This is a genomic window from Thermasporomyces composti, from assembly GCF_003386795.1.
GTDB lineage: Bacteria > Actinomycetota > Actinomycetes > Propionibacteriales > Actinopolymorphaceae > Thermasporomyces > Thermasporomyces composti.
This window is the reverse complement of record NZ_QTUC01000001.1, coordinates 3828903-3855507: the sequence shown is the minus strand read 5'-3', so window position 1 is coordinate 3855507 and position 26605 is coordinate 3828903. Positions and strand designations below refer to the sequence as shown.

Here is a 26605-nt window from a genome sequence, read left to right as displayed (position 1 = left end):
CGAGCCTGGCCGGGATTGTCCGAGCCCACCGCACCAAGCGCGAGGAGTAGACAGCCGCATGGCCCGCCGTAAGAGCACGAAGGAGCCGGAGGGGTTCGAGGAGAAGATCCTCGACGTCGACGTCGGCGACGAGATGCGCGCGAGCTTCCTCGAGTACGCCTACTCGGTCATCTATGCCCGCGCCTTGCCGGACGCTCGCGACGGTCTCAAACCCGTGCAACGTCGGATCCTCTACACGATGTCCGACATGGGCCTCCGCCCGGACCGCGCCTACGTCAAGAGCGCCCGTGTCGTCGGCGAGGTCATGGGAAAGCTCCACCCCCACGGCGACGCCGCGATCTACGACGCTCTCGTCCGCATGGTGCAGCCGTGGGCGCTCCGGGTTCCTCTCGTCGACGGCCACGGCAACTTCGGCTCCCCGGACGACGGCCCGGCAGCCATGCGCTACACCGAGTGCCGGATGGCGGCCGCGGCCCTGGCGATGACCGAGTCCCTCGACGAGGAGGTCGTCGACTGGAAGCCCAACTACGACAGCCAGCAGATGGAGCCGACCGTCCTCCCGGCCGCCTTCCCGAACCTGCTGGTCAACGGCGCCTCCGGGATCGCCGTCGGCATGGCCACCAACATGCCGCCCCACAACCTCGTCGAGGTGGTCCAGGCGCTGCGGCACCTGATCAAGAAGCCGAACGCCAGCCTCGACGAGCTCATGCGCTTCATCCCCGGGCCGGACCTCCCCACGGGCGGCAAGATCGTGGGGCTCGAGGGGATCCGGGAGGCCTACGAGACCGGACGCGGCGCGTTCAAGATGCGAGCCACCGCTCGTATCGAGTCCATCACGCCGCGCCGCCGAGGGATCGTGGTGACCGAGCTGCCGTACAACGTCGGCCCCGAGCGGGTCATGGAACGCATCAAGCAGCTCGTGCAGTCGAAGAAGCTCCAGGGCATCGCCGACCTGAAAGACCTCACCGACCGCGAGAAGGGGCTGCGGCTCGTCATCGAGGTCAAGAACGGCTTCCATCCCGAGGCGATCCTCGAGCAGCTGTACAAGCTCACGCCCATGGAGGAGTCGTTCAGCATCAACAACGTCGCCTTGGTTGACGGCCAGCCGCGCACCCTCGGCCTCAAGGAACTGCTCGAGGTCTACCTCGAGCATCGCTTCGACGTCACCCGCCGTCGGACGAGGTACCGGCTGTCCAAGGCGTCCGACCGCCTCCACCTCGTCGAAGGCCTGCTCATCGCCGTCCTCGACATCGACGAGGTCATCCAGATCGTCCGCAGCAGCGACGACGCGGCGACCGCCAAGCAGCGGCTCATGGCCGTGTTCGACCTGTCCGAGGTGCAGGCCCAGCACATCCTCGACATGCAGCTGCGCCGCCTCACCAAGTTCTCCCGGATCGAGCTGGAGAAGGAGAAGGCCGAGCTCGAGCGCGAGATCAGCGAGCTCACCGCGATCCTGGAGGACGACCGACTGCTGCGGCGTGTGGTCTCCAAGGAGCTCGCCGACGTCGCCAAGGCCTACGGCAGCGAGCGTCGGACGGTGCTGTTGGAGTCGTCCGGCCACCAGGTCGCCGCGGCCATGCCGCTGGAGGTGGCGGACGACCCCTGCTGGGTGCTGCTCTCCTCCACTGGCCTCCTCGCTCGCTCGACGACGGCCGACGAGCTGTCCACCAGCGGCCGCCGCACCAAGCACGACGTCATCGTCTCCGCGGTCCGAGCCACCGCACGTGGCCACGTCGGGCTCGTCACCAGCCACGGGCGGATGATCCGGCTCAACGTGCTCGACATGCCGGCGCTCCCGCCGTCCGCGAACGCCCCCAACCTGCAAGGCGGCGCGCCGGTCAGCGAGTTCGTCTCGTTGGAAGCCGGCGAGCGCCCGCTGTGCCTGTCCACCCTCGAGACCGACTCCCCCGGCTTGGCCCTCGGCACGGCGGCGGGCGTGGTGAAGCGTGTCCAGCCTGACCACCTCACCAACCGCGACACCTGGCCGGTGATCTCGCTCAAGGAAGGCGATGAGGTCGTCGGGGCGGTCGAGCTGCGCACGGGCGACGAGGACCTCGTCTTCGTCACCAGCGACGCCCAGCTGCTGCGGTTCCCCGCCTCGTCGGTCCGACCGCAAGGTCGCTCCGCCAGCGGGGTCGCGGGCATTCGCCTCAACGCCAAGGCCAAGGTGATCTTCTTCGGGGCGGTGCCCACCGATCGGGAGGCGGTCGTCGTCACGGTGGCGGGCTCGTCGTCCGCGCTCCCGGGCACCGACGCTGGCTCGGTCAAGGTGACGCCCTACACGGAGTATCCGGCGAAGGGGCGCGCGACCGGCGGCGTACGCTGCCATCGGCTGCTGAAGGGCGAGGACGCCCTGCTGCTCGCCTGGGCCGGGCCAGCGCCCGCGCGGGCCGCCGCGGCGAGCGGCACGGCGGTCGATCTCCCGCCCGCCACGGGCAAGCGGGACGGCTCCGGCGTGTCCGTCAGCCAGCCCATCGCGGCCGTGGCCGGTCCACCCAGCTGACCGCCCACCCGATGCGCGAGCCCGGCCTGTCGCGAGTCCGGCGGGCCGGGCTGGGCGACCATGGCCAGTCTCGCCCGTCCGCGGTGGCGTCCGTGGCAGGCTAAGGCGAGTGCGTCGATGGTCCACCCTGCTGATCTCGCTGCTGCTCGGCGTGTGCCTCGGCTGTTCGACGGAACCGCCACCGGACCCGAAGGAGACCCTCGCCCTCGCGAAGAAGCGGTTGGACGCGGCCCGGACCGTGCGCTTCGACCTCTCCAGCGAGGACCTGCCGAAGACCGGCGTCGTCCTGGTGAGTGGCGGCGGCGTCGCCAAACGTCCGCTGGCGTTCCGTGGTCGGTTCCGCGTCGCGACCGGTGGCGTCGCGGTGACCGTCTCCGTGGTGTCGGTGGACGGCACCTTGTACGCGCGGCTGCCGCTCACCGACCGGTTCGTTGCCACACGGCCCGAGCGGCTCGGGATCCCTGATCCCGCCTCCCTCCTGCACCCCGAGCGCGGGCTGTCGTCGTTTCTGACCCAGGCCACGCACGTGCGCAGCGTCGGCAAGTCGCGGTCCGGGCGGGAGGTGGTCGAGGAGCTGAGGGCCCGCCTGCCCGCACGCGTCCTCGGTCGGCTCCTCCACGTCGCCGACCCGTCCGCCACGTTCCACGCTCGCTTCTTCGTCGACGAGGGCACCGGGCAGCTTCGTCGCGCGAGCTTCCGTGGGCCGTTCTACGACGCCACGACCCCGACCACCTACACCGTCGTGCTGGATCGGTACGACGAACCGGCGACCATCACCAGACCGCGGTGAGCAGCTCCAGAGCGGTGACGACACGAGCGCGCCTCCGGTTCGCTCTGGCCTGCGTCGGCGTCCTCCTCGCCGCCGCGGACACCTATGTCGTCGTCCTCGCCTTGCCGGACATCATGGTCGGCGTCGGGCTCGACGTGGACGAGCTGCACCGCGCCGCACCCGTCATCTCCGGTTTCCTGCTCGGGTACGTCGCCATGCTCCCGCTCATCGGGCGCTTGTCCGACCTGCTCGGGCGCGCGCCGATGCTGGTGGCGTCCCTGGCGCTGTTCGGGCTGGGATCGCTGCTCACCGCAGCCGCGTACGACCTGGGGGTGGTCGTCCTCGGCCGGTTCCTCCAAGGCGTCGGCGGGGGCGGCCTCGTGCCCGTCACGTTGTCGCTGGTCGCTGACCTGTGGCCGCCGCGGCAGCGAGGGCTCCCCCTCGGCATGGTCGGTGCGGTCCAGGAGCTGGGCAGTGTCCTCGGTCCTCTCTACGGGGCCGCCGTGCTCGCGGTCTCCGACTGGCGCGCGATCTTCTGGATCAACCTCGCCGGAGGTCTCCTGCTCGTGCTCGGCTTCGTCGGCGGCCGAGCGACGGACCGATGGCTGAGCGACCTCCCCGGCGTCGCGCTCGCCGCTGCCGGTGTCGCCGCGCTCGCCCTCACCCTCACCGTGCCGGACCGGCTGGCGTCCCACGTGACGATCGGGCTGGCGTTCGTCCCGCTCGTCTCTGACTCCCGCCTGGCGACGCCGATGGGCGTGGCGACACTGGTCGTCCTGACCTTCTTCGTCATCCGGGAGCTGACCGCCAGGCGTCCGCTGGTCGACCTCCGCCGGCTGCCAGCCGTCCTCGGTGCCGCCGACATTCTCGGCGCGACGCTCCTCGCGCTCGCCTTGGGTGGCGTGGTGGTGGCGTTCGCCGTCGCGGATCCGTCGACCGAAGTCCTCTCCCCCGCCGGCCCGTGGTTCCTGGCCGGCGCCATGGTGAGCGGCCTGGCCTTCCTCGCCCGACAGCGTCGTGCTCGCGAGCCCGTGGTGCCGCCCGGCGCGCTCGCGGCCACCCCGGCCTGGGGTGCCCTGGTGGTGAGCTTCTTCGTCGGAGCCGCGCTCATCGCGGCCCTCGTCGACGTCCCGGTGTTCGCGCGGGCCACCCGGTATCCCGACTCCCAGCTGGGCGCGGCGCTCGTCCTCGTCCGCTTCCTCGCCGCGTTGCCGGTCGGCGCCCTCCTGGGTGGCTGGTTGGTCCGCCGGATTGCCGCTGGTCCCCTCACCGCCGTCGGCATGGCCCTGGCCGCGGGCTCCTTCGCCCTCATGGCCACGTGGCACCACGACGCCCTGGACGGCTTCAGTGATGACCTCACGCTGGTCGCGGCCGGGCTCGGATTCGGCCTCGCCATCGCGCCGGTCAACGCGGTCTTGCTGGATTGGACGCCTGCCTTCGCCCACGGAGTGGCCAGCGCGTTGCTCGTGGCCGCCCGGATGGTGGGAATGCTCGTGGGGCTGTCCGCCCTCACCGCCGTGGGCCTGCGGAGGTTCTTCCTCGCGCAGGAGCGAATCCCGCCACCGGACCGGCTCTGCCCGGACGACCCCGTGGGATGTGGCCCCTACCTCGACGCGCTGCGCGACGCCGCCCTCGTCCAGATCCACACGATCTTCGCAGGCGCGGCCGTCTGCGCCGCGGTCGCCGGCGTCCTCGCTCTGCTGACGCTCCGCGAGCGGCGGGCTAGCGGCGTCCTCTCACCCGTCGCTGGACGACCCGGTTGACGGCCCACAGCACCAGCCCGATCGCGAGCAGGACTCCGGTGATGCGGTACTGCTGCACGTCGCGGCCGGACCACGGGGAGGCGAGGTAAGCGCAGGACACCACGCCGAGGACGGGGAAGATCGTCGGCGCCCGGTAGTGCTCGTGCTCGACCTTGTGTCGTCGCAGCACCAGCACAGCGGCGTTGACGAGGGCGAAGACGCACAGCAGGAGCAGCGCAGTGGTCCCGCCGAGGTTCTCCACTCCCCCGTAGCTGGCCAGTCCGATCGCCAGCACGGACGTGAAGACGATGGCCACCCACGGCGTCTGCCGGAGCGGGTGCACCAAGCCGAGAGCACCGGGGATGATGCCCTCGCGCGCCATGCCGTAGACGAGGCGGGACGCCATCATCATGTTGATCAGCGCGGAGTTGCTGACCGCGAACAAGGCGATGAAGGAGAACACGGCCAGCGGGAACCAGGCCGCGCCAACGCGGACGACCTCCAGCAGCGGACCCGTGGACCGCGCAAGCGTCTCGAGCGGCACCAGGGCGGTCGCGACGAACGCGACCAGCATGTACACCACGCCGGTGATGGCGATCCCGGTGAACAGCGCCCGGGGGAACGTGCGCGTGGGGTCGGTCGTCTCCTCCGCCATGTTGACGGAGTCCTCGAACCCGACGAGGGCGAAGAAGGCCAGGGCAGCGCCGCTGATGACCAGGCTCACCGGTGTGCCCTCGGGCTGGAACCGGAAGGCGTTGCCGGCGTCCCCCATGCCACGGGCCAAGGCGATGGCACCGATGACGATGATGAGCACGAGCCCGGAGAGCTCGATGGTGGTGAGGACCACGTTGAGCCGCACCGACTCGGCCACGCCTCGGAAGTTGATGAGCCCGAGCACGACCAAGAAGGCGATCGCCACGGCGAGCGCCGGAAGGCTGACGAACTCCTGCAGGTAGTCACCAGCGAAGGCGCGGGACGCCGCCGCGGCCGAGGTCAGGCCGGAGCACATGACTGCGAACGCCACCATGAACGTGAGGAAGTGGATCCCGAACGCACGCTGGGTGTAGAGCGCCGCCCCAGCGGCCCGCGGGTACTTCCCCACGAGCTCGACGTAGGACGTCGCGGTGAACATGGCGACGATGAACGCGAGGCCGAACGCCATCCATGCGGCGCCGCCGACCTCTCCGGCGACCGCACCGGTCAAGGCGTAGATGCCGGTGCCGAGGATGTCGCCGATGACGAAGAACACCAGAAGCTTGGGCCCGATGACGCGGCGCAGCGGCGGCTGTGCGTCCTGCTCGGCTCCCGCCGTCCCGGTGGAGTCGGCCACCTACTGTCCTTTCCATCCCTACCGCCAGTCGGACTCCCTACCGCCAGTCGGACATGGCGCGTGCGAGCCGACCGCCCGCCCGTCTGCTGCCAGCCCATGCTGACCCACCGTGACGGCTCTCGCGGTCGGCCGTCTGGCGTCCAGGGCGCTGGTCGCCTGGTCGTCACCGCGACGCCCGGTCACGACGCGAGCACATACCCCGACGATAGTTGCGTTGCCGGCGGTAGGGAGCCCTCCCGCGCCGGTCCGGCCGCGTGGTGTCGCGTCTCGGACGTCGATCGAGACGCCTCGCGGGAAACGGGCCCACGACCCCGGCCGCTGGAGCAGCCGCAGCTCCTCGCTCGAGGCCCGTGAGTACGGCTCAGACGTCGAGTCTGGACTCGTCCAGCTCCTGGGCACCCGCGATCAGGAACTCCTTGCGGGGCCCGACCTCGTTGCCCATGAGGAGCTCGAAGATCTTCTCCGCCTCCTCAGCGGCGGAGGCGGTGATCCGGCGGAGCGTCCGGCTGCGCGGGTCCATCGTGGTCTCCGCCAGCTGGTCGGCGTCCATCTCGCCGAGACCCTTGTAGCGCTGGGGCGGCTCCTTGAAGCGAACGCCCTTCTTCTCCAGCTCCGACCGGACTCGCTGGTACTCGGGATCGGAGTAGGTGTAGATGTACTTGTCCTGCCCCTTCTTCGGGTTGAGCAGCTCGATCCGGTGCAGCGGCGGCACCGCCGTGTAGACCCGCCCAGCCTCGATGAGCGGTCGCATGTAGCGCCAGAAGAGCGTGGTGAGCAAGCACCGGATGTGGGCGCCGTCGGAGTCGGCGTCCGCCATGAAGATGATCTTGCCGTACCGGGCCTGGTTGATGTCGAACGTCCGACCCGACCCGGCCCCGACCACCTGGATGATCGACGCGCACTCGGCGTTCTTCAGCATGTCGGAGACCGAGGCCTTCTGGACGTTCAGGATCTTTCCCCGGATCGGGAGGAGCGCCTGGAACTCCGAGTCGCGCGCGAGCTTGGCGGTGCCGAGCGCCGAGTCCCCCTCCACGATGAACAGCTCCGACCGGTCGACGTCGGTGGACCGGCAGTCCGCGAGCTTGGCGGGGAGCGCCGACGACTCCAGCGCGTTCTTGCGGCGCTGCGCCTCGCGGTGCTGCCGCGCCGCCACACGGGTGCGCGCCGCCGCCACGACCTTCTCCAGGACGGCCCTGGCCTGAGGCTTCTCGCTGCGCTTGGTGGACGTCAGGAACGCCTTGAGTTGCTTGGACACCACATTGGCCACGATGCGGGACGCGGCCGGCGTGCCCAGCACCTCCTTGGTCTGCCCGTCGAACTGAGGCTCGGCCAGTCGCACCGTGACGACGGCCGTGAGACCCTCGAGGACATCGTCCTTGATCACGTCCGCCTCGTTGGCGCGCAGGAGCCGGGTGCCGCGGAGAACCTCGTTGAAGGTCCGGGTGAGCGCCCGCTCGAAACCCTGGACGTGCGTGCCGCCCTTGGTGGTCGCGATCACGTTGACGAACGATCGGATCTCGGTGTCGTAGCCGGTTCCCCACCGCAGGGCGATGTCGACCGCGAGCTCCCGTTCGACCTCACGGGGCGTGAGGTGCCCCTTGTCGTCGAGCACCTGGACCGTCTCGGTGAAATGGCCGGTGCCTTGGAGGCGGATGACGTCGGTGACCCCCTCGTCAGGGGCGAGGAACTCGACGTACTCGGCGATCCCGCCCTGGTAGCAGAACCGCTCCTCGACGACGGACTCACCACGCTCGTCGCGAGCGATGACCTCCAGTCCGGGCACCAGGAAGGCGGTCTGCCGCGCCCGAGTCAGCAGCTCGTCGAAGACGAAGACCGCGTCCTTGGTGAAGATCTGACGGTCCGGCCAGAAGCGCACCCGGGTGCCCGTGACGCCCTTCTTGACCCGGCCGATCTTGGTCAGGCCCGACTTCTTGGTGAAGGGGGCGCGCGGCCCCTCCCCGGCGAACGTGCCGGGGACACCGCGGCGGAAGCTCATCGCCCACGTGGCCGGTGGTCGGTCAACCTCGACGTCGAGGCGAGCCGACAGCGCGTTGATGACGGACGCACCCACGCCGTGCAGGCCGCCGGAGGCGGTGTAGGAGATGCCGCCGAACTTGCCGCCCGCGTGCAGCCGCGTGAACACGACTTCGACACCGGACAGCTTCGTCCGCGGCTCGATGTCGACGGGGATCCCGCGACCGTTGTCCCGGACCTCGGCGGAGCCGTCGGCGTGGAGGATGACCTCGATCCGGGTGCACGCCCCAGCGAGCGCCTCGTCGACGGCGTTGTCGATGACCTCCCAAAGGCAGTGCATGAGGCCTTTGGTGTCGGTCGAGCCGATGTACATGCCGGGCCGCTTGCGCACCGCCTCCAGCCCTTCGAGCACCGTCAGGTGCCGTGCGGTGTAGCTGGAGTGGTCCAGTGACGCGGGCCGAGTCGACAACGAACGACTCCTCTCGAATAGGCACGATTCGCGGGGGCGAGACGGCGGGCGCCACCCGCCTCTCGGCGAGCGGAACCAGGCTACCGACGCGCCGGTCGGACGGCGTGTTACCACTCCGGTTAGGCTGATCGCTCGGCTCACCGAGGCGATCGCGGGTAGGTGAGCTTCGTCACACCGCGGTGGGACCATACGGCCACATCCGGCCGTCAAAGGTCCCGATTCAGGCGCGCGTCGCCGCGCCTAGCGGCCGGCGTCACTGGCGTTCAGCGTCCACAGGCGCGAAGCTTGGTTGCATGCCCGGGTCATTCGCGCGTGTGGGCGGGAAGAGCCGGCACCTGGTTGGATGTTGGAGAGAGTTGGAGACCCCGACGATCGGAGAGAAGGACACGTGACTGCTGCAGTTGCCACACCGCTCTCGGCCGCGGACCGCTGCGACCGCTGTGGCGCCCAGGCGTATGTCCGGGTGATCCTGCCGTCCGGTGGTGAGCTGCTCTTCTGCGCGCACCACGGGCGCAAGCACTCGGCCAAGCTGCGCGAGGTCGCGATCGACATCCAGGACGAGACGGACCGACTCCGCGCGGGTTCCTCCAGCTGAGGCCGCGGGGGCGGGGTCCCCTGCGCGCGTCCTTGTGCACATAAGCGAACACGTGCCGGCCATCGACGGGTGGCCGGCACGTCGTGTTTCGGAGTCAGTCTCGGGTGCGTCCCACTCCGTCTGAGAGATAACGAAATGCTCATGTGATGCGACTTTGCGTGAAGGTCCACGCGTGAGAAAACCCTCGCCACGTGGGCGAGGGTGAGTTCCCAGGGCGAAGGCCCCAGCGGCGCCGACGCCGAGCCACCCCGGAGCTGTGACACGCGCGGGATCTCGGAACCGCGAGGCTCGAGCGCAGGACGCGAGGACGGCCACGAGGGCCGTCTTCGGCGTCCCGAGCCCGTGCGAGCGCGGTCCCCGGGGCTCAGTCCAGGTAGTCCCGCAGGACCTGGGAGCGGCTCGGGTGGCGGAGCTTGCTCATCGTCTTGCTCTCGATCTGGCGGATCCGCTCCCGCGTCACGCCGTAGACCTTGCCGATCTCGTCGAGCGTCTTCGGCTGGCCGTCGGTGAGCCCGAAGCGCATCGACACCACACCGGCCTCCCGCTCGGACAGCGTGTCCAAAACCGCGTGGAGCTGCTCTTGCAGCAGCGTGAAGGACACCGCGTCGGCGGGGACGATGGCCTCGGAGTCCTCGATCAGGTCACCGAACTCGCTGTCGCCGTCCTCACCCAACGGGGTGTGCAGGCTGATCGGCTCCCGGCCGTACTTCTGGACCTCGACGACCTTCTCCGGCGTCATGTCCAGCTCCTTGGCCAGCTCCTCCGGAGTCGGCTCGCGACCGAGGTCCTGGAGCATCTGCCGCTGGACGCGGGCGAGCTTGTTGATCACCTCGACCATGTGGACAGGGATCCGGATCGTCCGGGCCTGGTCCGCCATCGCCCGGGTGATCGCCTGCCGGATCCACCAGGTCGCGTAGGTGGAGAACTTGTAGCCCTTGGTGTAGTCGAACTTCTCCACCGCACGGATCAAGCCGAGGTTCCCCTCCTGGATCAGGTCCAGGAACTGCATGCCCCGGCCGGTGTACCGCTTGGCCAGCGAGACCACCAGCCGCAGGTTCGCCTCCAGCAGGTGGTTCTTCGCCCGTCGGCCGTCCTCGGCGATCCACTCCAGCTCGGTCACCAGCTGCGGCGGCAGGTCCTTGCTGTTCGCGAGCTTCTCCTCAGCGAACAGCCCGGCCTCGATCCGCTTGGCGAGCTCGACCTCCTGCTCGGCGTTGAGCAGCGGGACCTTACCGATCTGCTTGAGGTAGTCCTTGATCGGGTCGGCGGTCGCCCCCGCGACCATGACCTGCTGCTCCGGCTCGTCGGCGTCGTCGCCCTCCGACAGCACGAAGCCCTCGTCGTCGAGATCGCCCTCCAGGTCGAGGTTGAGGTCCTCGTCGTCGACGAAGTCCGGCTCGTCGATGGGCTTCGGCGCCTTCTTGGCCTTGGAGGACTTGGCCGAGGACGTCTTCTTCGCGGTCTTGGTCGTGCTCTTGCCCGAACTGGAGCTCTTCCGACCGGTACCGGCACGAGACGCCGGGGCCTCAGCGGCTGTCGAGGTCGTCGAGGCGTCGTCCGGCGTGTCCGCGCGCACGGTCGGCGTCTCCTCGGCGGCGGGACGCTCAGTGGACGTCTTGACCGCACTCGCCGCCCTTTTCGTGGTGCGGGACTTCGACGTGGACGTCCGCTTGGCGGGAGCGGTCGTGCTCTGGGTCACGGCGGCCGCGCGTCTCGACGCGGCGGCGGCCACCCGCTTGCGGGTCGTCTGAGTTGTGGAGTCGACCGACACGGTCACACCTTCCTCGCCGAGGTACCGCAGCAAGTTTGCCCACTGAGACTTGCCGATCCCAACCTCTTCGCAGGCGCCGCGGACTTCCTCAGCGGTGACGTGCCCGCGTTCTCTGCCCTTCTCGACCAGCTGCCGGACCTGCGGAATCTCAAGAAGATGGGCATTCCGGGACGTGCGGGACGACACGACCTTCCTCTCGTCGTACCTGTGGTGAGAGTGACCGGGACACCCGGCATGACGCAAAGGTGCATTGTGGCATGCCCCTTCGCAGATGCTCGCGCGGCACCTACGTGGGATCGGTCAGGATGACGCGGCACGATGCCTCACGCGGTCGGGCCCGGATTGCTTGATGTTCAGCATACGTCGGCCATCAAGGCAACCCCGGTCGCGACGCCGGTGGCGGCGAATGTGGTCCCCCCTGGCAGACGTGGTCCCTGGAGCGGGTATGCCCGGGAGGCTCCCCGGCGCAATCCGGGTTCACCGCTTCGGCGACATCTCGCGGCCCGCGACCGAGGAGACCAGACGCGATGTGGGCGAGCTCACCCCACGCTAGGCCGCACCAGGCGCTGCCTTGACGGCGAGGACGGGGCACGGCGCGTCGAGCAGGACCCGCTGCGCGTTGCTGCCCAGGATGAGCTTGCCCACCGCCGAGCGCCGGCGCAGACCGATCACGATGAAGTCGGCTCCCTCACGCTCAGCCACCGTGATGAGCCCGTCGGCCGGCTCCCGATCCACCGGCGTCATCTCGACAGCGCTGGGGAGGCCGTCGGACTCCAGCTCCTCGCGCGCGGCACGGATCGCCGGGTCGGCGTCCGGGTCGACGACTCGGCGCGCGCACACCACGACGAGGCGGGCCCGGCGCAGTTTCGCCTCCGCGACGGCGCGGCGCAGGGCTGCCCAGCCCTCTGGCTTGTCGACGTAGCTCACGACGATCGCCGTCATCGGGGGTCACCTCCCGCGCCACGAGAACTCCCGGCCACGAACCTGGTCCGGACGCTACTACACCGGCTGGCCCGCCACGGATGACCCACGACGCGCCCGGCGCGTTCAGGCCGTGGGGACAGGGCGGCTCTCACTCACCCCTACGGCCCACACGTGACTGGCGCCAGGAGCCTGCGTCCCTCAGTCGACCGGCCACGTGTGGACCGGCGCGTTCGTCGCCATGTACTCCACGTAGCGCCGCAGCATCTGCCGTAGCGCGTCGAGCCTCGACCCGCCGGTGGACTCGAGCAGCCTGTGGAAGGTCCGGACCTGCCACTCCGCGCCGTTCTGCCCCGACAGACAGCGCTGCTCGATCACCCCGAGGAGGCGGTCACGCTGAGCCGGGTCGACCTCCATGTCCGACAGCCCTTCGTGCGCCAGCGGCAGCAACTTGCGCAGGACGAGCTCCGGCGTGCCGATCCAGCCCGCCCCCGGCCAGTACTGCTCGGCCTGGATACCGGCGCGGGCGCCTTGGAAGAAGTTGTCAGCCGCCGCGTCGAAGGACATGCGCGACCACAGCGGAACCTCCTCCTCGGCCAGCCGACGCAGCAGCCCGAAGTAGAACGCGGCGTTCGCCAGGACGTCGACCACGGTGGGACCGGCCGGCATGACGCGGTTCTCGATCCTCAGGTGGGCGCGTCCGTCCACCACGTCGTAGACCGGCCGGTTCCACCGATAGATCGTGCCGTTGTGCAAGCGCAGCTCGCCCAGGTTGGGTGTGTTCCCCCGCGCGAGCTCCTCGACCGGGTCTTCCTCCTCGCTCACCGGGAGGAGGGGCGGGAAGTAGCGGACGTTCTCCTCGAACAGCTCGCTCACCGAGCTCAACCACCGCTCCCCGAACCACACCCGTGGGCGAACCCCCTGGTAGGTCAGCTCGTCCGTGCGCGTGTCGATCGCCTGCTCGAAGAGCGGAATGCGGGTCTCACGCCACAGCTCTCGACCGAACAGGAACGGCGAGTTGGCCGAGAGGGCCACTTGCGGACCGGCGATCACCTGCGCGGCGTTCCAGTAGGCCGGGAACGCCTCGGGGCTGATCTGGATGTGCAACTGGGCGCTCGTGCAGGCCGCTTCGGCCGCCACCGTGTCCGTCGTCAACGACAGCCGCTCGACCCCGTCGATCGCGATGTGGATGTCTTCGCCCCGCGCCAGGATGATCTGGTCGTTGAGCAAGGTGTAGCGGGCGTCCGGGGACAGCGCCTCGATCGACATGTGGTCGGTGGTCACCGTCGGCAAAATGCCGACCATGACGACCCGGACCCCGAGCTCCCGCGCCTTCTTGTCCGCGGCGTTGAGGCGGGCCCAGAGATCGTCCTCGAACTCCTTCAGCCCACTCCCGCGCAGCGAGCGCGGCGTCATGTTGACTTCCATGTTGTAGAGCGCGAGCTCGGTCTGGAAGGCCGGATCCGCGATCGCGGCGAGGACCTCGGTGTTCTTCAACGCCGGGTCGCCGCGGTCGTCGACGAGGTTGAGCTCGATCTCGAAGCCAGTCGAGCGATGGGTGGGGTCGAACCGGGACTCCTCCACCATCTGGCTGAAAGCCTGCAAGCAGCGACGCAGCTTGTGCCGGAAGTGCGTGCGGTCTTCGCGAGTGAAGACCTGGGGTTCGATGCGCTGGCCCATCGACGGCTCCTCCCCCAGGGACCTTGCTCGGAGCGTGACACCGGGACCGCGTCGAGCCAAGGGGTCGGCGGTCCCGTCTCGTGACCAAATTTCGTCGCACAGCTGTCGAACCGGACGAATGCGACCTCCCGTCCTCGCTGCGGAGTCGAGAAGGTGTGCGGCGCGGGAGCGCCTTCGGTGGTAGGCGCCGGGACCTTCCACTCCCGTCGACTGTTCCACGACACGCGAGGCGGCCGCGGTCGTACCCACCATCGGGTGGGTGAAACCCGACCTCGGGTCCGGGTACGCGGTGGCGTCACGACTCGCCACGGCCGTCAGGCGGCGCCAAGCCGTCGTCGTTGCGGGGAGGTCCGGGACGCCTGGGAGGATCGCCGCGTGCGCCCCCAGCCGAGCATCCTTCACCTGGACCTGGACGCCTTCTTCGCCGCCGTCGAGCAGCGGGACAAGCCGTCGCTGCGCGGGAAGCCGGTTGTGGTCGGCGGTCTGGGCCCTCGCGGTGTCGTCGCGACCGCCTCGTACGAGGCGCGAGCGTTCGGCGTTCGCTCCGCCATGCGGATGGCGGAGGCGCGCGCCCGGTGTCCGCACGCGGCCTTCCTGTCCCCGCGCTTCACGATCTATCGCCGGACGAGCCGGGCCGTCATGGCGGCTCTGCGCGAGCTCTCCCCCGTCGTCGAGCCGCTGTCGCTCGACGAGGCGTACGTCGACCTGACCGCGGGCACGATCGGTGACCTCTCGCCCAGCGCTGTCGAGAGCCTCGCCCGTGACCTGAAGCGGACGGTGCGGCGGGTCACCGGAGGACTCACCGCGTCGATCGGGGTGGGAACCTCCAAGCTCATCGCCAAGATCGCGAGCGATCTGCGCAAGCCCGACGGGCTCCTGGTCGTGACCCCGGGCGCTGAGACCGAGCTCCTGTCACCGATGCCCGTCTCGGTCATCCCTGGGGTCGGGCCGGCCACAGCGGAGCGGCTGCGACGGATGGGTGTGCACACCGTGGGCGACCTCGGCCGGGTGGGCGAGGAGGAGCTCGTTCGCGCCCTCGGCAAGGCGCACGGCCAGGCGCTCGCCCGGCTCGCCTGCGCCGGCGACGACCGTCCCGTCGTCGCCGAGCGGGAGGCGAAGTCCATCAGCGTCGAGGACACCTTCGACCACGACATCGCCGACCCGGCGCTGCTCGGCGTCGTCATCGAACGACTGGCCAGCCGGGTGTGCGAGCGCCTCGCCCGCGAGCGCCTCTCCGGCCGGACGGTCACCGTGAAGGTGCGGCTGTACGACTTCACCACCCACACCCGCTCGGCGACCCTCGCCGGTCCCACCGACGACGACCGTGTCATCACGCGACTGGCCCGGCGGCTGCTGTCGGAGGTCGACACCTCCGCCGGGGTGCGCCTGCTCGGCGTCGGCGTGTCCGGCCTGGCCGACTGGGTGCAGGAGGACCTGTTCGGCGCACTCGTCGACGAGACCGACGCCGACGCTGAGCACGCCGACGCTGAGCACAGTGAGACGGAGCGGGTCACGTCAGGGCCCGTCCAGACCGGTCCGCGGTGGGTGCCTGGAGCCGACGTCATCCACCGGCGCTACGGCGCGGGATGGGTGTGGGGCTCGGGACTCGGACGGGTCACGGTGCGCTTCGAGACCGCGACGACCGGGCCCGGCCCGGTGCGCACCTTCGCCTCGGATGACCCCGAGCTCGCCCCCTACTCGCCGCTGACCCCGCACTCTCCGCTCGCACGGACCGACCCCCCACCCGCCGGCTGATCATTCGGCCACAGGTTCCCTCGGCGCAGACCCTCGGAAACGCGGAGGGGCCGACCCGAGGCCGGCCCCTCCGCGTGCAGGAGCGCCTTCTAGGACCCGGAGAGGACGTCGGCCTTCTCCAGCACGGTCACGCTCGCCGTCTCGCCACGGGTCACCGTGAGGGTGCCGAGGTCCTGCTGCGGACCGCCGCCCACCGAGAAGCTGGCCCGCCACTCGACGTCGACGTCGACGGTGTAGGGGGTCGCGCGAGCCACGGTGTACTCGTGGGTGACGTACTCCGAGGGGTCGGCCGACGGGCTGTAGGGGCGACCCGGTGTCGTCGTGCGCGCGGTTTGGCCGTCGCCCCACGTCCACAGGAACGCGACCGGCTCCGCCTCGATCGTCACCGGCTGGCCGAGGATCGTGACGGTCTCCCGGTACGGTCCGACCTCCGTGTAGAAGATGGTCGGGAAGTTCAGCAGCGTCCGCCCGTTGCCGGGGTTGACCGCGACATTGGCCGCGGGCAGGTAGCGGGTGACCAGCTCCAGGCGCACGCGGCCGGGGTCGACCTGGAGCTCATCCTCCTGGGCACCGCCCACACAGCGGGTGGCCTGGAGCTCCCAGGGCCCGCCCGGCTCCCACTGGTAGTAGATGCGCATGAGGATGCCGTCCTGACCGCGCAGCTCGCAGGTGCGGACGGCGCTCTCGCACATCACGCTCGGGTCGTTGGGGGGAGGCCCGTTATACGGGCACGCCGGCGTGTAGTAGATGTCGTGCGGCCGAGGCACCCTCGGACCGGGGCGGTCCGGTCCAGGATTCCTCGGGTCCTCCTCACTGCCGCCGCAGTCGATCCGGCCGTCGGGGCGCGGCCGACAGCCCGGTGGCAGCGCTTGGGCTGTACCGGCCAGCATCCCGGTGAACACGATGACGGCGACCGCCATGAGGACCGCAGCGAGTTTGCGCGATCGGCCCGACCCGCTCACCGGATGACGAACTCCTCGACCTTCCATCCATCCCCCTCACGCTTCAAGGTGAACTCGTTGAGCGTGGTCTGGCCGGGCCACGTCTCGGGCTCTCCCCCGGCCTTGCGGACGACCTCGACCTCCTGGGTGTGGATGTACGCCTGCACGATGGGTGGGTCCTCGTTCACCAGACTCGCGCCGTCCGCCGGGATCGTCCAGTTCGGATCCCCCTCGTAAGTGCCACCGTTGTCGTGGATCTCCTTGATGACGCGCGCGACACTTCGACAGCCCTCGCATCCTGGGGCGCTCAGCGCGAGCACGGCCGACACATCGCCGCTCATCCGCGCGGTGTTGACCAGTTCGACGTAGTGCCGAACGAACTCCACGGGGTCGTCCGGCGCCGCTTTCGGCGTGGTCGTGGGTGTGGCTGAGGGGGAGCGCGTCGCAGCCGTGGTCGTCGGTGACGTCGTGCGAACGTCCGGCTCCACGGGGTCAGCGCTACAGCTCGCGAGGATGAACACTCCCGCGGCCGCTGCGACGCAGGCGATACGTCTCGCGGCACCGACTCGGCTCACTCTCCCCCGTTTCCTCACCGGAACCGCCTCACGAGCAGGTGGTGTCGGCGTCACTCAACAACCCTGTGATCTCGCAAACCCGCAGGAGGCTAGCACGCCGGACGTGTGGACGCGAGACCGAACATTCGCTTACGTCCGCCAGAGGCCTGAGCGTCACGCAGGTGCGTCAGAGCCTTGGGCGTCACGCGCGGCCGGTCGGCGCGTGACGACCGAAGGTCAGCACGGTGATGTCGTTCGCCTCGACCTGCAGCACCGTCACCAGTCCCGTCCACTCGCTGCACACCGCGGCAGCGCCCTGGAGGACGTGGTCGAAGCCGAAGCCGGCGAAGGCGGGTTCGTTCGACTGGGCAGCGAGGGCGCCGGGCCGCAGGAAGTGGTCCCGCAGGTACGCCAGCCATGCAGCGACCTCGTGAGGGGGAACGCCGTGACCGCCCGCGACGTCCTGGCGAAGCGCGAGGGCGTGCCCGGCACGTGCCGGCGTCCACGGGCAGTACACGCTGGGCTGTCCTGCCGGCGGAGTCGTGTAGAGGGCGAGGTCAAGCGCGGGGTCGAGGCATTCCGCGAGGGGGTTGTCGGGGACGGCGTAGGGTCCACCGGGTCGGCGCCACCGACGGGATTCGGTGAAGGCGGTGAGGTACTCGAGCTCCTCACGGCGCAGCGGCGGGTCGATCCAGACGCACCCCGCCAGGTGGAACCGCTCGACAAGCTCCGTGGCCGTGAGCTCCATGAGCTCCATGACGTCGCCTCCCTGTCCTGACCGCCCGCTGTCGGGACGAGGCCCAGCATGGCGGGGCGGCACGAGCGGGGATGATCGTCATCCACAGACAGCGGCCTGTGGACAACGCACCGCACGGTCAGGGCGGACGCGGCACGCTGGAGATCGTGACTCCACAGGTTCATCACGTCACGCATTGCGATCCCCGGACGTTGCTGCGGCGCGTCGGCCGACACGTGCCGTTCGAAGCCGGTCGAGTCATCCTCGCCCTCGTCCGCTTGTCCCGCTCCTACGTCGAGCGAGCCGGTTGGGTGGACGAACCCGACGACCACACCCTCACGCTGGCCGAGGTCCACGCCCTGGTCCACGACGCCCTCGACCCCCTGGTACCACCGGGCCGCACGCACCCACCCACCCACGCGATCACGGTCGTTCGCTGTCGTCCAGGTCGCGTCATCTGGCTGCCCTCCGATGAGCGGTGGGTTGACGCGGCGACCTTCGGCGCGCGCACACGAGGACTTCCCCTCACCGACGCCTTCCTGGTGTCCGAACACGGATGGCGGACGCGGGTCAGCGGGGTGGCCGACCGAAGCCCAAGCCTCCCTGCCCGGCGGCTGAGCGACGCGTGCGGAACGGGGATGCGGCACGCCGAGATCCCGCAGGCACGGTGGTTGGGCACGCTAAGCACATGAGCGCGTCCCCCACACGAGTCCGTGTCGTCGTGCACGGAAAGGTCCAAGGCGTGTTCTTCCGCGACACCTGCAGGCGGATGGCCGTGACGCGCGGCGTCGCTGGGTGGGTGCGCAACCTGCCCGACGGATCGGTCGAGGCGGTGTTCGAAGGGGCCGAGGACCACGTCCAGGCGATGGTCGAGTGGTGTCGGAAGGGACCGCCGTTGGCTCGCGTCGAACGCGTCGACACCTACCCCGAACAACCCGAGGGACTGACCGGATTCACCATCCGCCGAGCCTGAGCCCGTCGTCGCCGGCCTGAGTCTGGCTGCTCTGGCGGACTGGGCGCGGGCGGCGTGCTCAGCATCCGCTCAGGTGAAGCGGGCACACTGGGTCCGTGCGCATCCTTGTCGTGGATGATGACCAAGGCGTCCGGGAGTCCTTGCGTCGCTCACTCGCCTTCAACGGCTACGAGGTCGAGCTGGCCGAGAACGGCGAGGCGGCGTTGCGAGCAGTCGCCGCTCGCAACCCCGACGCGGTCATCCTCGACGTGATGATGCCGGGGCTTGACGGTATCGCCACCTGTCGGGCACTTCGGGCGAGCGGCAACGACGTACCGATCCTGGTGCTCACGGCTCGGGACGCGGTCGCCGACCGAGTGGCGGGGCTCGACGCGGGAGCCGACGACTACTTGCCCAAGCCGTTCGCGCTCGAGGAGTTGCTCGCCCGGCTGCGGGCCTTGCTCCGCCGTGCGACCCCCGGCACCCACGGCAACCGCCTGACCTACGCCGACCTCACCCTGGACCTCACCACGCGCGAGGTCCGCCGCGGCGAGCGTCCCATCAGTCTCACCCGCACCGAGTTCACCCTCCTGGAGCTGTTCATGCGGCACCCCCGCCAGGTGCTCGAACGCTCGCGGATCCTCCAGGAGGTCTGGGGCTTCGACTTCCCCACCACCGCGAACTCTCTGGAGGTCTACGTCGGCTACCTTCGCCGCAAGACCGAGGCCGGCGGGGAGCCCCGGCTCATCCACACCGTCCGTGGCGTCGGCTACGTGCTTCGAGACACCCCGCCGTGAGCCCGCTCTCCGCCTTGACCAAGCACCGCGACCTGAGCCTGCGCGCCCGCGTGGGTCTGCTCGCCGCGCTCGGCGCCGGACTCCTCGTCGTCCTGATCTCGGTCGCGGCGTACGTGACGGTCCGGGTCTCCCTGCTGCGCCAGGTCGACTCGACCCTGCTGGCTCGTGCGCACGCCGCGGCCGCCGGACGGCTCGCCCAGCAGGAGGTCCTCGCCTCGATTCCGTCCGAGGCGCTCGGCGCCGGCGACATCCGGATCGCCTTGCTGCGCGCCGACGGCTACTACATCTCGGCGCACGACCAGTACGGCCGCCCCATCCGTCCTCCCCTGGGAGAGCCGGAGCGTCTCGTCGCTCACGGTGCGGAGCCCGAGAGCGTCCGGACCGGTGTCGGGCCGGACGGGGTGCGCTATCGGGTGGTCGCCGTTCCCGCGTCCGGCGTCCCTGGCTTCGCCCTCGTCCTGGGCCAGCCGACCGCACCGACCGAGGCGCTGCTGCGTCGCCTCGGCCTGGTCCTGCTCCTGGTGGGGACGGCGGGGATCGGCACCGCGGCGTGGGCAGGCGCGGCGATCGCGCGGACCGGTCTGCGCCCGGTGCAACGGCTGACCGCGGCGGCCGAGCACGTCGCCCGCACCGGCGACCTGCGGCCTGTGCCGGTGCGCGGGAGCGACGAGCTGGCTCGGCTCGCACACGCCTTCAACGCGATGCTGTCCGCGCTGGCGGAGGCTCGAGCGCGCGAGCGTCGCCTCATCGCCGACGCCGGTCACGAGCTTCGTACGCCGCTGACCAGCCTGCGCACCAACCTCGACCTGCTCGCCCAGAGCGAGGGACGCCCTGGGCTGTCGCCGGAGGACCGGGCCGCCCTGCTGGAGGACGTCCGCGCCCAAGTCGTGGAGCTGTCCGCCCTGGTCGGTGACCTGGTCGAGCTGTCTCGCGACGATCCTCCGGCCGCCGTCCACGCCCCCGTCGATCTCAGCGAGGTGGTCGCGCACGCCGTGGAGCGGGTCCGCCGCCGTGCGCCCAGCGTGCGGTTCGACGTCGACACGCAGCCGTGGACGGTGTTCGGCGACGCGCAGGCACTCGAGCGAGCGGTCACGAACCTGCTCGACAACGCCGCCAAGTGGAGCCCACCCGACGGCGTGGTGACCGTGGCCCTGCGGGACGGGGTGCTGACCGTCGCCGACCAGGGACCCGGCATCGCGGACGCGGACCTCCCGCACGTCTTCGAACGCTTCTACCGGTCGGCGGAGGCGCGCGGCATGCCCGGCTCCGGACTGGGCTTGTCCATCGTCAAGCAGGCCGCGGAACGCCACGGCGGTTCGGTCAGTGCCGGTCGCGCGCCTGGCGGTGGCGCCCTTCTGACGCTTCGACTGCCGGGCGTGCCCGGGCATGGCTGGCCGGATGCTCCCCGCACGACCGCCCGCTGAGGCCGGGCCGGCTGCCACGACCGGCGGCGTGGTTTCTTTGTCACCTTTGACGTGACTCTCAGTCTGGTTTCAGGTAGCGCAGGAACGCTTGAGGACATGAGCGAGACCTTGGGGAACCAGCCACGGCAGTCCGACGCCACCCCGCCCGGCCCGTCGGCACCACCCGACCGGCCGACGTCGCCTGGCCCGTCGACGTCGTCTCACCCGTCGACGGCCACCTCGTCCACACCGTCCCGCTCGTTGACGCACCAGGCCGAGGCGGCCGACGAGCCCACCACACGGGTGGCACCGTATGCCCTCAGCGGGCAGGCTCCAGGTCCCCGGGGCGCACACGACGCGACGGCCTCCGGCACGCCGGGCTACGGGCGCACGGCACCGAATCGGGAGGCAACCGTGGAGGAGACGACACGCAACCGTCCGACGTTCGAGCCGTCCAACGCGACGACCAGCCCACTACCCCCGCCGTTCGGCTACTCCTACGGGGAGCCGACGCTCAGTCTCGGGCCAACTCCGACACCTCGGACGAAGGAGCACTCGCTGCGCAAGCGCGGTGCCGCCGCCATCGCCGCGGCCGTACTCGCCGCTGGCCTCGTGGGTGGCGGGGCAGGCGCCGCCACCACGTGGTACCTCACCCGGGGCGACCGCGCGCAGGTGTCCTCCTCCCTCGACGACACCCCGTCGGCCCGCTCCGCCTCTCGCGTTCCGGCCGGGAGCGTCCAGGACGTCGCCAACAAGGTGCTGCCGAGCGTGGTGTCGATCACGATCGCCACGCCGCGCGGCAATGGGAACGGCAGCGGCGTGATCCTGAGCTCCGACGGACTGATCCTCACCAACAACCACGTCGTCGAGTCGGCGCAGCGGGGCGCCCAACTCGGCGTGACCTTCAACGACGGCACGAGCGCCCCCGCTCGCATCGTGGGCCTGGACCCGGTGACCGACCTGGCCGTGATCCGCGCCGAGGGGGTGTCGGGGCTGAAGCCGGCGGAGCTCGGCCGGTCCTCCGAGCTGTCGGTCGGTCAGCCGGTCGTGGCGATCGGTTCACCGCTCGGCCTCTCCGGCACGGTGACCTCGGGCATCGTGAGCGCCCTCAACCGCCCGGTCCGAACCGACGACTCCCCCACTGACCAGTACAACACTGTCATCGACGCCATCCAGACCGACGCCGCGATCAACCCGGGCAACTCCGGCGGCGCGTTGGTCGACATGTCCGGCCAGATCGTCGGCATCAACACCGCCATCGCGACCCTCGGCGCCTCGATGGGCGGCCAGTCGGGTTCGATCGGGGTGGGGTTCGCCATCCCCATCGACCAGGCGCGGCCCATCGCGAAGCAGCTGATCGAGACCGGCCGCGCGGAGCACGCCCAGCTCGGCGTCTCGGTGAGCCAGGCCGTCGTGGGGAGCGGTGTCACCGAGGGAGCGCAGATCCAGTCGCTCACCCCGAACGGCGCTGCGGAGAAGGCCGGCCTGCAACGCGGCGATGTCATCACCAAGGTCGACGATCGCCTGGTGCCCGACCCCGACGCGCTCATCGCCGCCGTGCGCTCCCACCGACCGGGCGACACGGTGAGGTTGACCTACGTCAGGAATGGCCGGACGCACACCACGACCGCGACCCTCGGCAGCGACGGCGGACAGGCGCCACAGGGCGAGGAGCAGCAGGAGGAGGAGCTTCCCTTCCCCTGGTCGCGGTGACCGGCCTACCGGCGGTGGGCGGCACCCACCGCGTCGCGGAGGCGGGCGTATCCCTCCGCCCGGGCGCGCCGGGCCAGCTCGCGGTGGAGGCGTCGCGGCCAGAGTGGGCCGCCGTAGACGAATCCGGTGTACGCCTGGAGCAAGGTGGCGCCCGCGGTGATCCGCTGCCACGCGTCCTCGGCGTCCTCGATGCCACCGGCTGCGATGAGCACGACGCGGTCGCCGACGCGCTCGTAGAGACGGGTCAGGACCTCCAAGGCGCGGGCCTTCAACGGCGCACCGGACAGTCCACCGGGCCCGATGGCCTCGACGTCAGCACGCGGGGTGCGCAGCGTCGCTGGACGATCGATCGTCGTGTTGGTGGCGATGATGCCGTCGAGGCCGAGCTCGAGCGCGAGGTCAGCGATGGCGTCGATGTCCTGGTCGGCTAGGTCAGGCGCGATCTTCACGAGAAGGGGCACCCGTCGGGTCGTCGCCCGGTCGAGCGCCTCGCGAACCCCGAGGAGCAGCGGTCGCAGGTGCTCGACCGCCTGCAGGTTCCGCAGCCCCGGGGTGTTGGGTGAGCTGACGTTGACCACGAGGTAGTCGGCGACCTCGGCGAGCAGCCCGGCGCTCGTGGTGTAGTCGGCCACGGCCTCCGCCTCGGGCACCACCTTCGTCTTCCCGATGTTGACCCCGACGGGGAAGCGCCGCCCTCGAGCCCGTCGACGACGAAGTCGCCCAGCAGCGGCCGCCGCGCCCTCGTTGTTGAACCCCATCCGGTTGACCAGTGCCCGGTCGGCGGTCAAGCGGAACATGCGTGGCCGGGGGTTGCCGGGCTGAGGGTGCGCGGTGACCGTGCCGACCTCGACATAGGCGAAGCCGAGGCACGCGAGCGCGTCAACACCGACGGCGTCCTTGTCGAAACCCGCCGCGAGGCCCAGAGGTCCGGGAAGATCCAGCCCGAGCGCCTGGACCCGGAGCACCGGATCGCGCGGCCCCAGCCACCGCCGCAGCAGTCCGGACAGTCCAGGGACGGCGCCCACCGCCCGGATGAGTGCGAAGGCGAGCCGATGCGCGGTCTCTGCCGGCAGCCGCGTCAACACCAGCGAGAAGAGGAGCCTGTACATCAACCATCCAGCCTGTCGGTGGCCGCCGGGCAGAATCCTTCCATGCTGTTCGCCGAGCTCGCGCGGGCCTCCGCGGCGGTGTCGGAGACCTCGTCCCGGCTGGAGAAGGTCCGCCGCATCGTGGCGTGCCTGCGCGCCGCCGACCCCGACGAGACCGGTCTGGTCGTGCGGTACTTGTCCGGCGAGCTGCGGCAACGCCGTACCGGTGTGGGGTACGCCGCGCTTCGTGATCTTCCCCCACCGGCGGAGTCGCCCAGTCTGGGGGTGAGCCAGGTCGACGCGGTGTTCGAGGAGATCGCGGCGGTCTCCGGCACCGGGGCGCAACGCCGTCGGCGAGAGCTGCTGGCCCGCTTGTGGGGCGCGGCGACCGCCGAGGAGCAACGCTTCCTCCGCGGGCTGATCAGTGGCGAGCTCCGCCAGGGTGCACTCGACGGGGTGATGCTCGACGCCATCATCAAGGCAAGCGAGCTTCCCGCGGCCGATGTCCGTCGTGCCGTCATGGTCGCTGGGTCCCTACCGCCGGTCGCCAGCGCGGTGGTCACCGCCAAGGGAGACCCCGGTGTCCTCGATCGATTCCGGCTCGAGGTGGGTCGTCCCCTTCGCCCGATGCTCGCCGCCTCCGCGCCCGACGTCCGCGAGGCCTTGGACAAGCTCGGCGGCCAGGCGGCGCTGGAGTGGAAGCTCGACGGCATCCGGGTGCAGGTGCACCGCGCAGGGGACGCCGTCCAGGTGTTCACCCGCACCCTCGACGACGTCACCGACCGTCTCCCCGAGGTGGTCGAGGCGGTGCGGGCTCTCCCGGTGACGTCCCTCGTCCTCGACGGAGAGGTGATCGCACTCGACGCGGACGAGCGTCCCCGCCCGTTCCAGGTCACCGCGAGCCGGGTGGGGACCCGCAGTGATCCGGCGACGATGCGGGCCACCGTGCCGTTGCGGGCGTTCTTCTTCGACGTCCTCCACCACGACGGACGCGATCTGCTGGGCGAACCCGGTAGGAGCAGGGCGGCGGTCCTGGAGGCTCTCGTCCCATCCGCCATGCGAGTGCCGCGCGTCGTCACCTCCGATCCCGCCGAGGCCGCCGGCTTTTTCGCCGACGCCGTTCACCGAGGCCACGAGGGAGTACTGGTGAAGTCCCTCGAGGCCGCCTACGAGGCCGGTCGGCGCGGCGCTGCGTGGATCAAGGTGAAGCCCCGCCACACCCTCGACCTGGTGGTCTTGGCCGCTGAGTGGGGGCACGGACGGCGTACCGGCTGGCTGTCCAACCTGCACCTGGGAGCGCGGGACGCGCGAACCGGGGACTTCGTCATGCTCGGCAAGACCTTCAAGGGCCTCACCGACGAGCTCCTGCGGTGGCAGACCGAGCGGCTCCTGGCCTTGGAGACCCACCGCGATCGCTGGACCGTGTACGTTCGGCCGGAGCTGGTCGTGGAAGTGGCCTTCGACGGCGTCCAGACCTCGAGCCGCTACCCCGGGGGAATGGCGTTGCGCTTCGCCCGCGTTCTTCGTTACCGCCCTGACAAGTCGGCCGCGGAGGCTGACACCGTCCAGACGGTGCGGGCGATTCACCAAGGCGACGAGAGCGGACAAAGCCGTCGCGAGACGTCCTGAGGTGAAGCCCATCGGACGATCGCGACCAGGTGGTGCGAGGACGCGGTCCCACGGGTCGAACCCTTGATCGCCCTGTCGGACGGAACTCAGCCCGCGGATTGCGCATGAAGTCCCCCGCCCCGGGAATTCGGTCGCCTGGCCAGGACGTTGACCTGGTGACGGATCTCCGGGGAAGTCGAGGTCCGCGTTGTTGATTGTGGGAGGGGAGCCACGTTGCCGGTGCGCCGCCAAGCCGAGGACTACGTCGAGGACCGCGACCTCGTCGGTCGCTACCTCGACGAGATCTCGCGTACGCCGCTACTCGACGCGGCTCAGGAAGTTGAGCTTGCCAAGGCGATCGAGGCTGGTCAATACGCGGAGCAGCTCCTCGCCAACCGTGAGGATACGGACCTTCGTGTCCCGGACGGAGCGACCCCGGAGGAACTCGCCTGGATCGCAGAGGAGGGCCGTCGCGCCAAGCGGCACTTCCTCGAGGCGAACCTTCGCCTGGTCGTCTCGATCGCGCGCCGCTACGGGCGGTCGGGCCTGCCCCTGCTGGACCTGGTGCAGGAAGGCAACACCGGCCTGATCCGGGCGATCGAGAAGTTCGACTACACCAAGGGCTACAAGTTCTCCACGTACGCCACGTGGTGGATCAGGCAGGCGATCACCCGGGGCATCGCCCAGCAAGCGCGGGTCGTCCGGCTGCCGGTGCACGTGGTCGAGGACCTCAACGCGCTCGGCGCCGCCCGACGTGCCCTCGAGCGGGAGCTGGGACGCGAGCCGGACAACGCCGAGCTCGCCGCGCAGCTGGGCGTGGCCGAGCACCGGGTCGAGGAGCTCGTCAGCTGGGGTCGCGACCATGTGTCGCTCGACGTCACCGTCGACGACGATGGTGAGACCTCGCTCGGCGACCTGGTGGCGCGTGACGTGATGCCCGGACCCGACGAGACCGTCGTCGCCGCGGAGTCCAGCTCCCGGCTCGCCGCGCTGATCGAGACGCTCGACCCGAGGTCGGCCGAGATCGTCCGACTGCGCTATGGCCTCGACGATGGTCGGCCATGGAAGCTCGCGGAGATCGCCGACCGGTTCGGTCTCTCCCGCGAGCGGGTCCGTCAGCTCGAGCGTGACGCGCTGCACCGGCTCCGCAAGCTCGCCGAGCCGGACCTGGTCGGCCCGAACGCCGCGTGAGCGGACGACCACACGATCGCTCATGTCCCCGCCCGCCGTGCTGCGGTGCGGGGACATGACGTGTCTGGCGCAGGTGTGACGCACTTGTGGGCCTGGTCTGCCGTGCGACGCAT

Annotated in this window: 21 protein-coding genes; 12 read left to right on the top strand and 9 right to left on the bottom strand. The window is 70.4% G+C overall.

From position 1 onward, the window contains the following. The first annotated feature begins 58 nt into the window (after positions 1–58). From DFJ64_RS16785 to DFJ64_RS16775, 3 genes are all read left to right on the top strand, one after another. Positions 59–2503: a DNA gyrase/topoisomerase IV subunit A gene (locus tag DFJ64_RS16785; protein ID WP_115851305.1), complete on the top strand. Its 2445-nt coding sequence runs from the start codon at positions 59–61 to the stop codon at positions 2501–2503. Between the two features lie 109 nt (positions 2504–2612). Further along, positions 2613–3293, top strand: coding sequence for an LppX_LprAFG lipoprotein (locus tag DFJ64_RS16780; RefSeq protein ID WP_170152650.1), 681 nt, complete (start codon positions 2613–2615; stop codon positions 3291–3293). Beyond that, positions 3290–5035: an MFS transporter gene (locus DFJ64_RS16775; RefSeq protein ID WP_115851303.1), complete on the top strand. Its 1746-nt coding sequence runs from the start codon at positions 3290–3292 to the stop codon at positions 5033–5035. The genes DFJ64_RS16780 and DFJ64_RS16775 overlap by 4 nt, the downstream gene beginning before the upstream one ends. On the opposite strand, the gene DFJ64_RS16770 is transcribed toward DFJ64_RS16775, so the two are convergent. Beyond that, entirely contained in the window at positions 4995–6344 is a 1350-nt protein-coding gene (locus DFJ64_RS16770; protein WP_115851302.1) for an APC family permease, read from the bottom strand. The genes DFJ64_RS16775 and DFJ64_RS16770 overlap by 41 nt on opposite strands. Before the next feature lie 361 nt (positions 6345–6705). Continuing rightward, positions 6706–8787, bottom strand: coding sequence for a DNA gyrase/topoisomerase IV subunit B (locus DFJ64_RS16765; protein WP_115851301.1), 2082 nt, complete (start codon positions 8785–8787; stop codon positions 6706–6708). A gap of 388 nt (positions 8788–9175) precedes the next feature. Between DFJ64_RS16765 and DFJ64_RS16760 the strand changes: the two genes are divergently transcribed. Then, positions 9176–9382: a DUF7455 domain-containing protein gene (locus DFJ64_RS16760; RefSeq protein ID WP_211310644.1), complete on the top strand. Its 207-nt coding sequence runs from the start codon at positions 9176–9178 to the stop codon at positions 9380–9382. Between the two features lie 364 nt (positions 9383–9746). Here DFJ64_RS16760 and DFJ64_RS16755 read toward each other — a convergent pair whose 3' ends face one another. From DFJ64_RS16755 to DFJ64_RS16745, 3 genes are all read right to left on the bottom strand, one after another. Then, positions 9747–11339, bottom strand: coding sequence for an RNA polymerase sigma factor (locus DFJ64_RS16755; RefSeq protein ID WP_115851299.1), 1593 nt, complete (start codon positions 11337–11339; stop codon positions 9747–9749). Between the two features lie 363 nt (positions 11340–11702). Next, positions 11703–12095: a universal stress protein gene (locus DFJ64_RS16750; protein ID WP_115851298.1), complete on the bottom strand. Its 393-nt coding sequence runs from the start codon at positions 12093–12095 to the stop codon at positions 11703–11705. A 180-nt stretch (positions 12096–12275) separates the two neighbouring features. Continuing rightward, positions 12276–13754, bottom strand: coding sequence for a glutamate-cysteine ligase family protein (locus DFJ64_RS16745; protein ID WP_115851297.1), 1479 nt, complete (start codon positions 13752–13754; stop codon positions 12276–12278). A 375-nt stretch (positions 13755–14129) separates the two neighbouring features. Between DFJ64_RS16745 and DFJ64_RS16740 the strand changes: the two genes are divergently transcribed. Next, positions 14130–15509, top strand: coding sequence for a DNA polymerase IV (locus tag DFJ64_RS16740; protein ID WP_115851296.1), 1380 nt, complete (start codon positions 14130–14132; stop codon positions 15507–15509). A gap of 89 nt (positions 15510–15598) precedes the next feature. Here DFJ64_RS16740 and DFJ64_RS16735 read toward each other — a convergent pair whose 3' ends face one another. The 3 genes from DFJ64_RS16735 to DFJ64_RS16725 form a co-directional block, all read right to left on the bottom strand. Continuing rightward, on the bottom strand, positions 15599–16471 hold the full coding sequence (locus tag DFJ64_RS16735) for a hypothetical protein (RefSeq protein ID WP_115851295.1): 873 nt from the start codon (positions 16469–16471) through the stop codon (positions 15599–15601). Beyond that, positions 16468–16836, bottom strand: coding sequence for a DUF6318 family protein (locus DFJ64_RS16730; RefSeq protein ID WP_147304742.1), 369 nt, complete (start codon positions 16834–16836; stop codon positions 16468–16470). Before DFJ64_RS16730 ends, DFJ64_RS16735 begins: the two co-directional genes overlap by 4 nt. 370 nt (positions 16837–17206) lie before the next feature. After that, positions 17207–17761, bottom strand: coding sequence for a hypothetical protein (locus DFJ64_RS16725; RefSeq protein ID WP_115851293.1), 555 nt, complete (start codon positions 17759–17761; stop codon positions 17207–17209). Between the two features lie 146 nt (positions 17762–17907). Here DFJ64_RS16725 and DFJ64_RS16720 point away from each other — a divergent pair, with 146 nt between their 5' ends. The 5 genes from DFJ64_RS16720 to DFJ64_RS16700 all read left to right on the top strand — a co-directional run bounded on the left by DFJ64_RS16720 (position 17908) and on the right by DFJ64_RS16700 (position 22605). Next, on the top strand, positions 17908–18432 hold the full coding sequence (locus tag DFJ64_RS16720; RefSeq protein WP_147304741.1) for a hypothetical protein: 525 nt from the start codon (positions 17908–17910) through the stop codon (positions 18430–18432). Continuing rightward, a complete protein-coding gene (locus DFJ64_RS16715; protein ID WP_115851291.1) occupies positions 18429–18713 on the top strand; it encodes an acylphosphatase in 285 nt (94 codons plus the stop codon). The genes DFJ64_RS16720 and DFJ64_RS16715 overlap by 4 nt, the downstream gene beginning before the upstream one ends. A 95-nt stretch (positions 18714–18808) precedes the next feature. Continuing rightward, positions 18809–19489, top strand: coding sequence for a response regulator transcription factor (locus tag DFJ64_RS16710; protein WP_115851290.1), 681 nt, complete (start codon positions 18809–18811; stop codon positions 19487–19489). Next, entirely contained in the window at positions 19486–20913 is a 1428-nt protein-coding gene (locus DFJ64_RS16705) for a HAMP domain-containing sensor histidine kinase (RefSeq protein WP_211310643.1), read from the top strand. Before DFJ64_RS16710 ends, DFJ64_RS16705 begins: the two co-directional genes overlap by 4 nt. Positions 20914–21306: 393 nt before the next feature. After that, positions 21307–22605, top strand: a complete 1299-nt coding sequence (locus DFJ64_RS16700; protein WP_245941186.1) for a S1C family serine protease — start codon at positions 21307–21309, stop codon at positions 22603–22605. 5 nt (positions 22606–22610) lie between these two features. Here the strand turns inward: DFJ64_RS16700 and DFJ64_RS16695 are convergent, their stop codons facing one another. Continuing rightward, positions 22611–23714 carry a quinone-dependent dihydroorotate dehydrogenase gene (locus tag DFJ64_RS16695; RefSeq protein WP_115851288.1) on the bottom strand — a complete coding sequence of 368 codons (1104 nt, stop codon included), beginning with the start codon at positions 23712–23714 and terminating at the stop codon, positions 22611–22613. Between the two features lie 42 nt (positions 23715–23756). On the opposite strand from DFJ64_RS16695, the gene DFJ64_RS16690 reads away from it, so the two are divergent. Beyond that, positions 23757–25322, top strand: coding sequence for an ATP-dependent DNA ligase (locus tag DFJ64_RS16690; protein ID WP_115852179.1), 1566 nt, complete (start codon positions 23757–23759; stop codon positions 25320–25322). A gap of 213 nt (positions 25323–25535) precedes the next feature. Continuing rightward, the gene (locus DFJ64_RS16685; protein ID WP_115851287.1) at positions 25536–26492 is read left to right on the top strand and encodes a sigma-70 family RNA polymerase sigma factor; all 957 of its coding nucleotides are present in this window, start codon (positions 25536–25538) and stop codon (positions 26490–26492) included. Positions 26493–26605: the final 113 nt, after the last annotated feature.